Origin of the sequence: Chryseobacterium sp. WX (genome assembly GCF_029542485.1) — a bacterium.
In the GTDB taxonomy this organism is placed as follows: Bacteria; Bacteroidota; Bacteroidia; order Flavobacteriales; family Weeksellaceae; genus Chryseobacterium; species Chryseobacterium cucumeris.
The window spans coordinates 1,545,747-1,561,590 of the sequence record NZ_CP120710.1; the positions used below are offsets into that span (position 1 = coordinate 1,545,747).

The window sequence follows — 15,844 nt, forward strand, 5'->3', positions numbered from 1 at the left end:
TCCGGAACTTCAGATGCTAAAAGGTGTGCCAGTGAAAGTCTCTCCGATTGAGGTGGTATTTTTAGTAATGAGAATGTAATGGATTACTTCTCTGCCGCCTTATGATCTTAATATATTTTATAGGGATAGGATGCGGCTTGTTGTATTACATAATAGCAATTACTATGTTGTTGTGTACAGTTCAAAATTAATCCCTTTTTTGTTCTTATAAAAGTTTTCTGCCCTATCTGTACTGTAGTTGCAGTAACTCTTAATTTTTTTTTAAATCAAATGATGGTTTATAGCAGTACTGTAACTTCAGAAGTATGAATAATTTGTACTACTGATTGCTGTCAAGCAATCCCAGCCAGACTATTTTTCATTAATAGAATAACTACATTCGATTCTTACATTTCTGACTTTTTCTACCTGACCGCCCCACCAACTCTCCTGACTTTGCCCGGCGTTTAAGATTCCAGTTGTTAAAAGTCTATCATCATCCACATCATACACGTTACATTGTATGGATTGATTGATTTCCTGAAGGTCTGCATTATAATAGAGATACAGGAAATCCCATATATCATAATGTTCGGTAACAGAATCTTCAGTTTTGTATTTATCTCCCCAGTATTGCGAATATGCTCTATATTGGATAGGTATTTCAGTTTTATTAATAAACGTAATGTTTGTATTGACAACATTTATTTTTTGTTGAATATCTTCTTTATGAATATCTATGGGGACATTATAGTTCTTCAGTTCTCCAAAGTCGAATCCATCAGGAATTGCAGGCAGATTGTTCCCAAATAATCTACGAACGTAATAGTTATTACCTAATTGATAGCCAAAACTATAATATTCGGTTCCTTTTAAATCACCACCTCCTGTTGTTTTTTCTATTGCAATAGTATAAGGTGCACTGCCCAATAAGAATTGTCTTATTGTACCTACTTTGGTGGAATCTCTAATAATGATTACCTGATCTTCTTCATCCTGTGAAGTGATTACAACCTGTACTTCTAAGTCTCCGATGTTGTTTGCAGAATAGTAAACAAATGCATTATCAATATATGCCATACGGTTAACAAAAGCTACCAATTCTCTTTTTGTCAGGACATCATTCTTATGCCTTAAGGAATCTATCAATTCCGAAAATTGACCTTGCGTTGGATGTTTACCTGTTTCGAAATAGGTTTTTAATTCTTCTCTTGGGGTTAATTTATTTTCTTCCATTATATTTTATTATTCTTTACAATTTAATTGCCTTTGGATTCAATGATTATTTTTTTATGTTTTTAAAATTCGGGATTCATCCTTTTGTTATTCCTGTAAAAATTTAAAAGTTTCTCCATTCTGCTGTATCCTTTGGTTTTAATAATCGGATGATGGATTACTTAATTTCGAAACCGAAGTTCATCTTTTTTCTCTTTCCGGGAAAGTTTTTTGAATGTTCTGTTCTGTAGTTGCAGTAAGTGTTTTTTTTAAAGACCCAGAGCGTTGAACATCTCGGATGCAATAGCCTCCATCCCCAAATCACCGGGATGAATCAGAACTCCTCTTTTAGCTTTTACTATTTTACATTTTCAGAATAGCTGCATTCGATTCTTATATTTCTGATTCCATTAACCTGACCGCCATTCAAAGAAACCTGGTTTTGTCCTGCTGGTAAATAACCGGTGGCCAAAAGGGTGTCATTTTCAGCATTAAAGATTTCACATTTAATGGATTGAATAACTTTTGTAAGGTCTGCTCTATAATAGAAACTCAAAGAATCTTCCAGGTCATAATGATCCGTAACTGTATCTTCAGCTCTATATCGATTATTCCATCCCGCGCTTTCTATTCTATACTGGATAGGCACTTCAGTTTTATTAACGAACTTAACACTGGTGTTTAAAATGTTTATTTTTCTTCCAAAACCTCCTTTCGAAAGTTGTATAGGTAACCCAATACCTTCCAGCTCTCCAAAGTCAAATCCAACGGGGATTGTCTTCAGATTATTCCCGAAAAATCTGTAAACAGTGTAGGTTTGATCTAATTGATACGCCAAACTATAATATTCCGTTTCTTTCAAATCACCTTCAAAGATTTCTTTTACTTTTATCGTATAAGGTGCACTCCCTACAAAATAACGTTTGTCTAAAAAGCTTTTGAAATCAGCAGATGAGATCACCTGATCCGGTTCATCATTGGTGCTTACCACGATTGAAAATTTTAGATTTCCGACATTATTTGTTGAAAAATTAACGTATGAGTTATCAATAGCTGCCAAACTATTGGCAAAAATGGCCAGTTCTCTTTTGGTAAGAACATCTTCTCTAAGTCTTAAGGAATCTATCAGATCTTCAAACTGGCTTTGTGTGGGATATTTTCCTGTTTCAAAATAGTTTTTTAACTGGTCTCTGGTTGTTAGTTTATTTTCCTCCATAATACTTCTTTATAATTTATGCTTCCGGGCATTATTAAACTTTGGTTTCAATGATAATTTATGTTATGTTTTAAAGTTCTGAACTCATCCTTTTTTATCCCTGGAAAAGGGTTTTAGTCTCGTTACGCTGTAGTTACAGCACCGTTTTGTTATAAGAAGCAGGATGATGACTTCTTATGTTTCATTGCCCAAAATTCATACTTTTTTTGTTCCTGTGAAAGTTTTTTGGCCCCGCTATTCTGTAGTTGCAGTACCCTCTACTTTTCAGGAATAAAAAAGGCCCGGATCTTATAATCCGAGCCATTTTAGCTTCTATGCTTAACGTTAATTTTTTTCGCAGAGTTGATGATTAATCCAGCTTAAAGAAGAAATATACTACCGCCGCCCACTCTTTTTTAACTCCTCTCGCATAACCAATCGTACTATGGCTGCTGTTTTCAACCGTTCCATCATCTTTGATGTAGCCAATGGTGGAATGACTGCTGTTTTCTACAGTACCATCTTTTTTTACATAACCTACCGTAGAACGGCTCTTATTTTCAATAGTTCCGTCACTTTTGATGTACCCAATAGTGCTTCGACTTTTATTTTCGATAGTCCCATCATTTTTAATGTATCCCACAGTGGAATGACTGCTGTTTTCTATGGTCCCATCACTTTTGATATAACCAGTGGTGCTGTGGCTTCCGGATTCTATAGTTTGGGCACCTACAGAAAGACCGAAGAGAAGGGAACAAAAGAATAGTATTTTTTTCATGGTTTGAAGATTTTAATGGTTATTAATTCCTTATTATTAATTGGGATTACATATAATCCAAGCTTTTATATTTTTTTACAAGATACCAAGTTTTCCAATTCACTTAGATAAAAATATAATGAAATTGAATTTCCCTGAAAAATTATAAAAAGCTACAATAAAAATAAGCTTTTACATTCCACATATAATTACAATTCCCATCATAAAGCATTGATTTTTATCACAGTATAAACTTTGCTAAATTAAAAAGACTCCGCAAAACTAGGATATATATGCGAAGTCTTTGATATTAATACTTTTATTTACTAGGTATATTGTCCATTTCAAATACCTTTTTTATCAAGATTTTCTTATTTTAAATCATCATAACTTAAAGAATAAGAAACAAATTTATCTCCATATTCATAAAGAATAAAAAATGTAACTATGTTATTTTGAAAAAAAACCATACATGGCATATTTAAATATAAATAATTCTTTTCTCCTTCTGGATGTATAAACTCATTATTTTCATATTTAAAATTCCCATACATATCTGAAGAGTATTCTAACTTAGAAGGTAACATTTTGTTTTGTTGCAACTTAATAAAAGTATCTTGAGAAATTACACTATATTTACATCTAGATAATTCTGCATAAGGAAACTCTTCTTCTGCAAAAAACATAAGTTCATCGTCTATAAGTTCTACGATCAATGCATTAACTGTTTCTAAAGAATGATCTCCCCACAAATATTTATTAACTAATTCTTGTATTTCATCATAATAAGATCCTGATCTAGGATTATGTAAATCTACTTGTATTATACCTATTGCCATATTATTATTTTTATTGTTAAAATTGTTAAGTTCAATATACTATATTCTTATAAAACATCTTTGAGTTTGCCTTTAAATTCACCATTCCCTATAGCAATTACAATGTCTCTAGTAGTAGTGTGATCAGATGGCTTTATTTGATATACTGTCATTACTTTATCAGTAGCATTAAAAACGATTACAGGATCTTTAGCTCTATAATCGGTGTGTGTAGGTACATCTTCTCCTAATACGTAAGTAGTTTGCGCATAATGTACTTGTACTCTATTAGCTTGTGCTTCTGTAATTTTAGCTGCCCTTCTCATTTTTCCTTTACTTGCTTCTATCTTTTTATGTGCCTCATCTTTATCAAATCCTAAAGTTTCTTGCATGGTTACAAATTTAAAATAAACATTAGGATAAGTAGATAATAATTCCCCTGTAGCTTTTCTTATTAATGAGCCTAAAGCACTACCGGAAAATACTGGTTCTACAATAGTAAATATAACAGATTGATTTTCTCTTCCTTGCATCGCTTCTTTTACATACTTTACTATATCTTCAGGTTGCTGAGTATTATGAGTTTTACCTGTTACTCTATCTCTTGGCATTTTTTCTATTTTTTCATTTTTGATAGATGTACCTTTAGTTACAGCATCTCCCAAAAAGGACCCACCTGTTTCTGTAGTTATAATATATTCTTGTCCATCTAGCTCTTTTCGCATCTCTTGTAATGCCTCATGGTATTCTTCTACAAATGGAGAATATATTGCTCCTTGTGCGATCTCCCATTTACGAATTGCTGTTGACTCACTAGATACCATCTCTCTTCTTAATTTAGTATTTCCACCTTTTCTTAACCCTGGTATATGCTTAATAAACTCTAGCATTTGTTCTCTTACTCTTTCCGGATATTTGCCTTCTTTTAAGTTTGCCTCTTCATTTTTCACGAACTCTTCGTTTTTGATAAAAGCAACTTTTTGTATGCTATAATTCAGTGCATTGCCTTCTCCAAATATATTAAATAATTGCTGTAGCGTATTAGAAAGTTGCTCTTCTTTATTCTCTACATTATTATCTAATTTTTCTGCTCTTTTAATTTCATTGCTTGATGCGCCTTGTATTTTAGCTTTATCCAATGCTTTATCTGTTTCTTTTGCACCTTTATGGGTTTCAAGATATTGACCTTTAGCCTGAGACAATAGAGTTTTAGCTTTTACTTGTTCTTCTTTTGGTAAATTATGAAGCTCATCCTCCCATTTCTTTAGTCTGTCACCTACACTCATAGGCGTACTCGCTACCATTACTTCAACATTATTACCTTTTGTACTAATCCAGAGTCTATGATTCTCTCCCTCAGCAGAAAAATAAATGGTTTCTCCAACTTCACTATCTTCAAGTTTTTTATCATTTTTGGTCATCCCTTTCTTATCCTTTTCGCCATCTTTTCCTTTCTTACCAATGCCCAGTTTGTTTAACAGTTTACCTCCTTTTATTTTCACAAAAGTCCAGAACTTAGTAATCGCTTTCACAATACGCTCACGTATTTTACGTATTACTCCAACAACTTTATCTGCTAATCCACCAATTCCCAGTAAGGAAGCTAAGAAACCTATCAGTACAGGAACAGCTTTACCTAATGCATTTTCTATGGCTTTGGCTACTGCACCTACATTTCCGCTGGCGATTGCTTTTATACTATCAGTGAAGGCTTTTACCAGTTCCATGATTTGTGCTGCACGCTGAATGAAGAATTTCACCACATCTATAATAGCCATAGCGGCTTTAATAAAGGCACCCACCGGAGTCATTAATCCCATGATCCATTTAATCCCTGCCTGGATTACCTGTGTCTGGATGATATCCATAATGGCATCCATAACGGTTTCTTTCAGATCTGCAAACTGATCTTTCAAGTGCTCCCAAAGTCCAGAAACACCTTCTTTGCGAACAATCTGCACCATTTCAAAGCTTGTTTCAAGAACTTTCATTACAGGTTCTCCTATCACTTTAGAACCGATGGCTCTAATGCCGCTCCATGTTAGGCCAAGCACCTGCGTGGTAATGGAGAAAATTCCTTTTAATGAGAATACATCTTCCGGCATCGTGATAGAAATACCTTTCATCGCTCCGGTTAACCATCCAAAGAAGCCAGTTTTAAGGTGGGTCCAGATATTGTTCCCGAAATTGGTAAACCCTTGTGAAACTCCGGCAATAAGATTTTTGAAAAACCCTATCGGATCCATGATGATCGCCTGAATAGCACTGATAACACCGGATAATAAATTGGTAAGCGTATTTTTAATTTCAATAATAATAGCAAACACACTGGTTTTAAGTACCTCAAGAGCCTGATTAACCCATCCACTATTTTGTGTTTTTAAGTCTGAAATTCTGGCATCAATACTGGTTATATTGTCTGCGTATTTTTTAGCCAATACATCAATTAATGCATCCTTTTTACTGTTTACACTGTCTTCCAATGCATTGAATTTGCTTTGGATCTCTGCAATAGCATCTTTTCCAATTTTTCTTAAACTTGGTGATAAGCTGTTGACATAAGTCTGTACCTCTTTTTTGCCTTTAGCAATTCTGGTTTTGGCTGCATTAAGCTGAGTGGTAACATGGGTTGCAATTTGGTCAATAAACTTATCCATGACTTTAATGTACAGGTCCTTACCACTGTCAAAAAATTTATTGACTTCTTTAGGTAGTCCTGTAGCTTTGTCCCACAACCATTTCCCAGCGGCAACTAAAGCTCCGTATTTTGCATAGGCATCTCCATAACGCTTCTTTTTATAAGCCTTCATTTCTTTATCAACATGGGCTTCAAATGCTTTTTTAGCTTCTCTGCTGCCATTATCAAATTTTTCGGCCACCGACTTGTCCAGATTATTTAAAATACCATCCACATCGGTTTTAGAAGTATGATAAATAGTATTAATGTGATCGGCAATTTCTTTTCGTTTTTGACTGTCTTTGCCTGAGGTTTGCTTTTGTTCACCTTGTACATTACCTAATCCGCCTTTTCTTGCACCATGCATGCCACTAATGTGATGTGCCGCCTGTGTTTGGGCTTCATTACGGGTTTTAGACAGCTCTTTATTTTCGTTGGTTCTGAACTGTTGAGTTGCTGCAGCACTTTGGGTTTTGGCTTTATTCTTTTGTGCCAAAGCATCTGTAAACGTAGGCTCATTAGATTTTGCCAACATCGTATCGGTGACTCCATTAGCTTTCATTTCACTGTCGATGCTTGCTGTTTGCTCCTTAATAGGCTGTTCTACGCTTTCTGCATTTCTTTTCACTGGCATCGCTTTCGCTACATTGGGTATTCCCGGAGCATTACCTATATGTTGTGCTGGCATTTTTGCAACGGCACGAACAGGCTGTGCAGCGGTATCAGGTTGTGCAGCTGTTGCAGAAGCAATATCATTAGATGCCAGATTCTTCTCTTTTTTAACATCGCCTACTGCCTTTTGATTAACTTCCTGTATATTGTTGTGTTTCTCGAACTCATCTGCCTGCTCTTCATTTTTCGGAAGCTTGATGTTATGTATTTTTTCACTCAGCAAAGCTTTAAAATCTTCTTTCTTGAACAGCCCGGGTTTTTGTTCATCCATGGTGTTCACCTGGCTGGCTTGCGCCATACTCTGACGTTCGTTGGCAGGTGATGGTGCTGCAGCTTGTGCATCATTTGTCGCTTTGCTTGATGGTTCGTGTTGTTTCTGCAGCTTGGCTGTGGTACTGATCCGCCCGCTCAATTCTATAAATCCGGGATTATCTGTAGCATTTACTGAAGTCTTAGTTTCAGTATCAGCTTCCAAAGTTTTATCTGCAGTAACAAACTGAGGTTTTTCTACAGCAGCAACTTCCGGTTTCCTGGAAACAGCTTTTCCTGACGTCTTTGTATCCGCTTTTGCTTCCTGAATGCTCTTGCTTTCCTGATAAACGACAGCTTGTTCCTGTACTGTTTTGGGCAGATAGGTTCCCGATTTGAGTTTATGATAATCTTGTATTTGATTGTCATTCAAAGTAGACATATAGCCTTTTTCAATTTTCCTGGTGTCAGGATGATTGATATCTCCGGTTTTCGCCAGACTCTCCTGGAGTTTTCCATAATTTTTTTCTGCTCCCTGCCCATAAATATTTCGTGAATCATGAACCCCTGCAATAGTACCATTGAGGTTGAGCGGGCTGTCATTAGGGTTTCCTGATCTGCTAGTAATGCCTTTATTTCCGGATTTCTGGATTTGTATACTGCCCCCATCTACCTCAGAAAGAGGCATAACCACCGGATTTTTCGGCTTTTGCTTTTTGCTCTGGTTTTTATGGGTCTTATTGTCTTTTTCTACAGGTTTTGCTGCTTTCATTGACTTAGTTTTTTAATTTCATATTGTTTAAAAGACCTATAGGCACAACTAAAATATTGTGCCTTATAGGGTGCCTGCCGGGTTGGAAAAATCATACCGGGTGCGGTAGATTCTTTAAGAATGTAAGTAAATAGAAATGGTATTTGACTTTGAGAAACAGGCAACACTGAACCATTTCCTTGTTTGTTCTCTTGTTTTTGAATTTTCAGGTTTTTAAGTTTTAATTCCACTCTTTTTCAGGATAATATCTCCTGCAGAGTGACTGATTCTGTTATTATGATAAAGACTGTCTCAAAATCTTTTTATGATTTCATCTCATCTTTCTTTTCTTCTTCCTCGTCAGACTGTCTGTCTGTCTTCACTCCATATCGGTTATCAATAAAAAGATTCACTGCTTTATCAATCCAGTTAGGAAGGTTTGTAGTGATCATTTTCAGAAATTTATCATAACCGTAGCCAAGCACAAATAATATCCCGGTTGAATACCATTTGTCATGCAACTCAGCTCTGTTCATTAAGTAGCTCATCGTAAAGCCTACGATGACTACGATTACCAATGTGATAAAATGTTCCCATGGTTGTTTTTTCTCTTTATTTTGTATGGAGACCAGTACCCTCAGTAATCCTCCTGAAAAAGCTATTGCAGTTCCGATCAAAAGGGCTTTTATACTATCCAGATTCATTCTTTTTCTTCTCTATTATTTATTAAAATGTTTAATTTTCAAACTACTTTCAGATGTTTGATTATTCCTGAGACAGGATGTACATATCATCTAAAAATTTTCTGATTTTCATGATATTTTCGCTCTCATCTGCATACGCTAACTCGTCAATAATATCACTGATATCTCTACCTGGTTTCTTCAGTTTTTCCTTATCTTTTTTCTTTTTTTTCTTTTCCTTTTTTTTCATGGTTACTAGAATTTTGTTAAATGAATAATTGCTTTTTTAGTTTTTTAAAATAAATTTCTCCTCCAATACACTAAGGCCAAACGGTTTACTTTTACAATTCATGTTTCAATTAAAAAAACAGAACAACAAAGCAAAAACCGTTTTTCACCTTAATATTTTACCTATAATTTAAATTTGAGAAAGATATCAGAGCAGCCTTTTAATCCGATGAATGAGGCTGTTGAGGATTTAGCAATAGCTTTGAATCCTTTTTTATCTTTTTAGAATGAATAATTTCAAGAAATGAATTATGAATACACACTATCTACAAACATTATCTTACTGATATTCACATTACAATATTAAATGGTAAGGATTGAGCTTTCTTCCGCGACCTTATACTATGGCTGAAGAATGATGTTATATATTGTTCTCTCAGACAGGAACAACATTTCCATCAGCTCGTTAACAATCACTTTCATCTGTTTATCCTGATTACGTTTTACATAATCAATGACAAAATCTTTTCTTTTTTCGACTAATTCTTTACTACGTTTCATATTCTATGGTTAAAAGTTTTTTTGGTTAAAAAGTTTTTTTTAATCAGACAGGCTTTCTTCTCTTGCCTGTTGACCGTTTCATTAAGTCATAAAAATCCCTAAAGACGAACGTTCCGCCTTCTAAAAAGATGTCTAATTCAATTAATTTTTGTTTTTTTAGAAGCCGGTACCAGGTATTTCTCAATAAAAATCTTACCCTGACTTCTTTATTTTAAATTTCATTTGCCCTCTAAGAATGTATTAGCAACTTTACTGACAACTATAATTAATCGATATTTTATATGTTGAGCAGAGTATTATTCTACATGTTGGGCTTGTTTTTTTATTTTCAGAAAAAAAACAAAGAGCAAAATGATTGCTTTATTCAGATATCTATCAAAAATAAACGCATTTTTATCATTAATGGAACAAATTAAAAACGAACAAAAAACAAATAAAACCATACAATAAAACGCACTTTTTGCATCTTACAGAGTATTTAAAATTTTCTCTATCCCTATTAGCTCGGGATAAAACAAAAAATTAAAATATCTTGATTTTAAATACCACACACAAAAAACAAACACTTAACTTATTTATTTACATTTAATTAAAAGCAAAAAGCAATATTTTAAAATATTAAAAAAAAATTAAATTTTAAATATAATTTTGTACATTTGTACTGTTCCATCTTAATGACGAAACAAATATACGAACATTGTTCGTTTTTCAAAACAAAAACGAACAAATTATTCATTTTTTTTTACAAATAACTATAAACATATCAAAATGAACTATTTAGAATTCAAAGAAATCAGAAAGAAACTAAACATGAAGCAGGCTGATATAGCAAAATCTATAGGAGTGGGCACCAGAGCCGTGCAATATTGGGAAAAAGGCGAACGAAAAATACCGGAAACGACGGCTTACTTTGTTACGAATTTACTGTTAAAACAACAGGAACTCAATGATGACAGTGCGTCTCCGGTTGTTTTTTCAGATTTAAAAATCATGCACGTTCCATTGGCGAATCAATACGCACAAGCTGGCTATCTGAGTAATTTTGCTGATGAGGAATATATAGAAAGCTTACCCACAATTCCTTTTACAGACGATGTAGAGCACAGAGGTGAATACATGTGTTTTGAAGTAAAAGGAGACAGTATGGATAACGGATCATACGAAAGCTATCTGGAAGGTGATATTATCTTATGCAGAAACATCAGACAGGATTACTGGATGAGTAAACTCCATTACGACAAGTGGGATTTTGTAATCGTTCACAAAGAGAAAGGGATTTTGGTAAAGCGAATCATTAACCATGATGTGGAAAGAGGGATTATCACCCTTCATTCTCTGAATGAATATTATGAAGATTTCGAGATCCATTTGAAGGATGTTGCGAAACTTTTCAATATTATAAGTACAAGACGTAAAAACAACAGAAGATAACTGCCTAGGGAAATAAAATCCTCAATTTCTTGAGGATTTTATTGGGGCATCTCAGATCATTATAGTGTAAGATATTCTAATAACACTGGTCTTCATCGATTCTCTGTATTTCAGCTGATTGCGGATCTACCCAATAAATTAAACCTGGGTTAAATTCTGAATCAGACCTTAGGAATCGTATCCATCTTATTCCGCTTTTTTTGAAATTCTCAGGTGCATTTTGCTCAAACTCTCTTATATTATCCGGTATTGCGAGCATACCATTAGTCAGGTAGATCAAACTTCCTATACCTGGTCTAAAGGGACTTAAAGTTACTTTCATTTTCCAGGCAGGAGATGTTCCGAAACAAAGAGAATCCCGGTTCAGATCATCTACCCCAGACAAGCAGTAAGCTTCTACTCCCCATATTCCTGAGTCAAATTTCACAAAATCCGACCATTCCGAAATTCCATTGGGTCTGCAATATTTTCTTATTCTTATGTATAAAGGAGTTTTATCCGGAATATTTCCATTTCTCATGTCAATATTTTCAAATTGGGTATAACTTACATCACTAAAGCCCACCTTTGAATAAATAATATCTTCATCTTTAAAAGCAGGATCTTTCGCTATCTGGTACTCCAATGCCGCAAGATTACTGGTATTAAAGACCACGTAGTTCATTACCAGCTGCCCATCCTCCAGTACTTTTACATCAAGAACCTTCGGAGTTTCACAGGAAGAACTGCACCCTCCAACGTTCAATGTAGCATTGCTTTTAGCCACAACTCCATTTACTCCCAGTTCAACATCCAGATTGTAAGTACCCACCTCCTGTATACCAGGCAGTTTTATTGAATTACTATCCTGAAGCACTGCATTCCTTATATCAACAGTTTCTACATTTGTGGATCCCGGTGGATAATTGTATTTCACAGAAGCATCTGTTATTGTCTCGGAAGATTGATATTGTATTTTAAATGAAACATCACATTTTTCCATTATATTATGTTTATTGTTGTTATTTATTTTTCTAGTATGTAAGGGATGTTGTAATTATTCCAAAAAATAAAAAAACACCCCTTTATATCATATAGCACAAAGAATATGTTCCTTAATCCACTCTTATTTCTGCTACATCAACTTCAAATGCATCACTATTAGCATCTTTGACTAAAAGCTGGAATTTATATTTCCCAACCTGTAAATCTTTGATGGTAAGAGTCGGTTCATTAACATTTTCAAGGATTACATCCGGACCTTCTAATTTGCTCCAGAAATACAGAAGCACATCTGCTCCTCTACCCCATCCTTTCAGTCCCAATTCTCTAAAACGTAAATTAGACAAAAGAATATTCTGATTACCACCGGCACTGGCTAAAATAGTGGGCAGCTCAACAATACAGCAATTTTTATTAGGAAAGCTAATGCTATTGATTACAACCGTTGGACGATATTCATTTTTATAGGAAAGAATGTTTGAAGTCACTGAATTATTTTCTCCATCTACTACAACCGCTTTATATAGATTTGTACCAACCCCGTTTATAGAATCTGTAAATGTAGCCACCGTAAGATTGCCAATAAACACATTCCATGTAGCCCCGTTATTGGTGCTTTTATGAATCTGAATATTGGTAATATCACCATCAGGATCACTTGTATTTACACTAACTGTGTAACTACAAGCAGACTGTGTACATACCCTGTCTTCAATTCCGTCTGTATCAGTCCATTTGATCGACACAACAGGTGGGTTATTTTCTTTTTTATAAGACAGAATATTTGAAGTTGTTGTATTGTTCTTTCTATCTGTAACAATTGCTTTATACAATTGTGTACCAGCTCTGTTGATGGTATCTGTAAATGAAGTTCCAGTAAGATTACCAATAAACAAGCTCCATGAAGCTCCATTATCAGTACTTTTAAAAATCTGAATAGTTGCAATATCTTCATCCTGATCCGTTGCATAAACGTCAATGGTAAAACTACAAACCGACTGTCTGCATAACCTGTCCTCAATTCCTGAATTATCTTTCCATCTGATCAATGCAGTAGGTGGGTGATTATTCTGATCTTTTTCAATTCCAATATCATCAAATCCCGGAAGATTCACAGTGTCTCCCGCTTCTCTACATGAACCCACCAATCCGAATCTAATATCGTATTTACCTAAAGGCAATTTGATTGATCTTCGCGGATTGTATGATCCGGATTCATAATGCCATCCATTTTCCTGGTCATTTGAATCATAAATATTCAAGCCTGTTACTCCATTCAGATCTTTAGGTAAATCCCAATCAAATGTGAATGTCTGGGTACCATCACCATTATCAACAACGGAATATTTAATATTTGAAATCACAGGACACTCTTTGGTCAGTGGTAAATTTACAGCTACCGCCTGGGTACAGCCATTACCAATCACCTTCACTCTTACTGTTGGAATCCTTGAAGGATCCAGATTGTAATACTTATAACTCAGATATCCATTTTCATCCGGATTGACAGGGGTCCAAACATCAGTCCCCAGGAAATCCCAGCTGTATGCATAGTCGGCAAAGTTTGCTCCGGAAACTTTAAAGTTTACTATTGTTGCGGTTGAATCTCCTCCAGGATAAATAACAGGTTGAACAACTTCTACTTTTATATCCGGTTCCGAAATCACTTTAATGCTGCAATCAGTAGGTTTTCCATTGACAGTAAAGGTAATTTGCTGATCATAGAACTGTTCTTCCACAGCCTTCGGATCAAAGACATATTGTCCATTGATAAATTTCACACCATTACTGATATTTGCTTTCACAACACCATTCATTGGGGATACTGTAAAAGGTACAGGATTGGATTCAGCACAGATAACAGAAGTTGGCAAACTTAATTTGACAATCGCTTTTGGAGTACAACAGATGTATGGAAGTGAAAAGTCTGCAATAACTTTTGGATTTTTTATGGAATCATAAACCAGGATAAAAGTACCTCCACTTTTTACTCCCCGCTTATGTTCCAATCCCGAATTCTTTTCTACGTATTCATTGAAATATGCTTTTGACAGGTCTTTATTTCCTTTTAATTCTTCCAAAGACAAGAGCATAATATCAAATCCCAGCTGCAGCTTATCCTTGATTTCTTTTATCTGTTCAAAAGCAACCTGATAATCCATTCCCTGATGACCTTCTATATTATAAAACGAATAGTTATCTATGTTGAGATGTAAAGGATTTTCCTGTTCGGATTTTCCTATTAACACCCAATCCGTATCAAATGTTAGATTGCTGTCAGAAGACCTATTGCTTGTTTTATCAAAGTTCCATGCTTTTAAGAAATCTTCTGTAACCGTGTAATAAAAAGGAATTGCTTTATTACTCAGAGGATTTAATTTTTGTGATGGAGTAATTTTTACCTTTTCCTTATTTCTAATAATATTATCAGGATTAAAATATCCTACTTGCTGATTAAAGCGATTAATCAGGGTTTTAACTTTTTGGGTTGCTTTATCATCATCCAAAGCAGGCGAGTTATAAAACTGGTGTCTTGAGAAATCCAATTGGAGATCTGATTGTAATTTCCCAAGCATGATGTGTTTAGGAAAAGAAACAAAATCCGGAAGACATTTGGTGAATGCTTTGGGAAGCAATTCTATAATTTCAGAATAGGTATCCATTAAATCCTTTACGACATCATAAGCATACTGAAACCCTGAATCCTGATTAAAAATTCTGGTAAATGATGCTTTAAATGTATCATGGTTGGCGGTTGAAATCCCTACTATTTTACCGATTGCATCCATTCTATCAAAAACCATCTTCCCAAAATTTGTTTTATCCAGAGCTTTGATATATATATTCTTTAAATCAGAAGCGCTCAACTTTTTTTCTGAAACAAACTGTTCTAAAATAACCCGGTTTTGTTTCACCGGCTCCATGATATCTTCGATAAACAAAGGATGAGGCTGAAGACGATCTTTTCTTTTCAGTTGAACCTCACCTGTTATGGGGTCAGGTAGCGTAAAACCATCTTCTCCAAGAATATGATTGATCCCACTTGCTGTAGTAACTAATACTTTAAGGTTTCTGATTTGTTGTATTCCATGATTATCACAATCAACTCCTCTACAAGGTTTAATTTCTTTTTCATAGTCTTCCAAATACAGCAGCAGGTATTTGTCTTCTAAATTTGTAAGACTATTAATAGGTTGAAAATCTGATATTGCTTCCTGAGCTGTTGCCAATTCCCATAGTTCAATCTGCTCGCTTCCCTCGTAAAATGACGGGTATTTTATTTTAAAATTATCATATATTTTAAAATGGGTGAAGTCTTTATTTGCCAGATCAACCGTCTTCAGATCACTCATGTACAGATCTTCACTCTTCTTACTCGTATTGTTCAGGGTTAATAAATCGCCGTCGGTGGTAAGTGCTACTCCCTGAGAAAGCTGTATACTGCTGAGCAGCCTGTTTTTATAAATAAGGTTTGGTTTGAGACCGCATACAATACCCACTCCCTGCAGCAATACTCTGGACAAACGGTCCTGATCTTCGAAAAAATCCAGGAACTCATTGAACTGATCAGGATCTTCTATATACTGCCCTTTACTGAATTTACGGTATTGGACTGCTATATTACTTAATTGATTCTTCATTATTGT

General features: G+C 34.8%; 11 protein-coding genes. 1 reads left to right on the forward strand and 10 read right to left on the reverse strand.

Annotated features, from left to right (window positions below; genetic code table 11):
• Positions 1-351: 351 nt before the first annotated feature.
• The 8 genes from PZ898_RS07000 to PZ898_RS07035 form a co-directional block, all read right to left on the reverse strand.
• Positions 352-1,215, reverse strand: a complete 864-nt coding sequence (locus tag PZ898_RS07000) for a hypothetical protein (protein ID WP_277695147.1) — start codon at positions 1,213-1,215, stop codon at positions 352-354.
• A gap of 337 nt (positions 1,216-1,552) precedes the next feature.
• Positions 1,553-2,410 carry a hypothetical protein gene (locus tag PZ898_RS07005; RefSeq protein WP_062671681.1) on the reverse strand — a complete coding sequence of 286 codons (858 nt, stop codon included), beginning with the start codon at positions 2,408-2,410 and terminating at the stop codon, positions 1,553-1,555.
• Positions 2,411-2,759: 349 nt separating this feature from the next.
• Positions 2,760-3,167, reverse strand: a complete 408-nt coding sequence (locus tag PZ898_RS07010) for a 5-fold beta-flower protein (protein ID WP_120231692.1) — start codon at positions 3,165-3,167, stop codon at positions 2,760-2,762.
• A gap of 350 nt (positions 3,168-3,517) precedes the next feature.
• A complete protein-coding gene (locus tag PZ898_RS07015) occupies positions 3,518-3,985 on the reverse strand; it encodes a hypothetical protein (protein ID WP_277695148.1) in 468 nt (155 codons plus the stop codon).
• A 47-nt stretch (positions 3,986-4,032) separates the two neighbouring features.
• Positions 4,033-8,334 (reverse strand): hypothetical protein, encoded by a 4,302-nt coding sequence (locus PZ898_RS07020; protein ID WP_277695149.1) that lies wholly within the window; start codon positions 8,332-8,334, stop codon positions 4,033-4,035.
• A gap of 302 nt (positions 8,335-8,636) precedes the next feature.
• Positions 8,637-9,017: a hypothetical protein gene (locus PZ898_RS07025; protein ID WP_062671671.1), complete on the reverse strand. Its 381-nt coding sequence runs from the start codon at positions 9,015-9,017 to the stop codon at positions 8,637-8,639.
• Between the two features lie 61 nt (positions 9,018-9,078).
• Positions 9,079-9,246 (reverse strand): hypothetical protein, encoded by a 168-nt coding sequence (locus PZ898_RS07030; protein ID WP_156106585.1) that lies wholly within the window; start codon positions 9,244-9,246, stop codon positions 9,079-9,081.
• A 380-nt stretch (positions 9,247-9,626) separates the two neighbouring features.
• On the reverse strand, positions 9,627-9,785 hold the full coding sequence (locus tag PZ898_RS07035) for a hypothetical protein (RefSeq protein WP_156106583.1): 159 nt from the start codon (positions 9,783-9,785) through the stop codon (positions 9,627-9,629).
• Positions 9,786-10,553: 768 nt separating this feature from the next.
• Between PZ898_RS07035 and PZ898_RS07040 the strand changes: the two genes are divergently transcribed.
• Positions 10,554-11,216, forward strand: coding sequence for a S24 family peptidase (locus PZ898_RS07040; protein WP_047378128.1), 663 nt, complete (start codon positions 10,554-10,556; stop codon positions 11,214-11,216).
• Positions 11,217-11,292: 76 nt separating this feature from the next.
• Here PZ898_RS07040 and PZ898_RS07045 read toward each other — a convergent pair whose 3' ends face one another.
• Both PZ898_RS07045 and PZ898_RS07050 read right to left on the reverse strand, forming a co-directional pair.
• The gene (locus tag PZ898_RS07045) at positions 11,293-12,198 is read right to left on the reverse strand and encodes a hypothetical protein (RefSeq protein ID WP_277695150.1); all 906 of its coding nucleotides are present in this window, start codon (positions 12,196-12,198) and stop codon (positions 11,293-11,295) included.
• A gap of 112 nt (positions 12,199-12,310) precedes the next feature.
• A complete protein-coding gene (locus PZ898_RS07050; RefSeq protein ID WP_277695151.1) occupies positions 12,311-15,838 on the reverse strand; it encodes a hypothetical protein in 3,528 nt (1,175 codons plus the stop codon).
• Between the last annotated feature and the right edge of the window lie 6 nt (positions 15,839-15,844).

What these genes read in the sequence shown, in the direction of transcription:
- PZ898_RS07000 (WP_277695147.1), bottom strand. Translation starts at nt 1,215, where the DNA reads ATGGAAGAAAATAAATTAACCCCAAGAGAAGAATTAAAAACCTATTTC.
- PZ898_RS07005 (WP_062671681.1), bottom strand. Translation starts at nt 2,410, where the DNA reads ATGGAGGAAAATAAACTAACAACCAGAGACCAGTTAAAAAACTATTTT.
- PZ898_RS07010 (WP_120231692.1), bottom strand. Translation starts at nt 3,167, where the DNA reads ATGAAAAAAATACTATTCTTTTGTTCCCTTCTCTTCGGTCTTTCTGTA.
- PZ898_RS07015 (WP_277695148.1), bottom strand. Translation starts at nt 3,985, where the DNA reads ATGGCAATAGGTATAATACAAGTAGATTTACATAATCCTAGATCAGGA.
- PZ898_RS07020 (WP_277695149.1), bottom strand. Translation starts at nt 8,334, where the DNA reads ATGAAAGCAGCAAAACCTGTAGAAAAAGACAATAAGACCCATAAAAAC.
- PZ898_RS07025 (WP_062671671.1), bottom strand. Translation starts at nt 9,017, where the DNA reads ATGAATCTGGATAGTATAAAAGCCCTTTTGATCGGAACTGCAATAGCT.
- PZ898_RS07030 (WP_156106585.1), bottom strand. Translation starts at nt 9,246, where the DNA reads ATGAAAAAAAAGGAAAAGAAAAAAAAGAAAAAAGATAAGGAAAAACTG.
- PZ898_RS07035 (WP_156106583.1), bottom strand. Translation starts at nt 9,785, where the DNA reads ATGAAACGTAGTAAAGAATTAGTCGAAAAAAGAAAAGATTTTGTCATT.
- PZ898_RS07040 (WP_047378128.1), top strand. Translation starts at nt 10,554, where the DNA reads ATGAACTATTTAGAATTCAAAGAAATCAGAAAGAAACTAAACATGAAG.
- PZ898_RS07045 (WP_277695150.1), bottom strand. Translation starts at nt 12,198, where the DNA reads ATGGAAAAATGTGATGTTTCATTTAAAATACAATATCAATCTTCCGAG.
- PZ898_RS07050 (WP_277695151.1), bottom strand. Translation starts at nt 15,838, where the DNA reads ATGAAGAATCAATTAAGTAATATAGCAGTCCAATACCGTAAATTCAGT.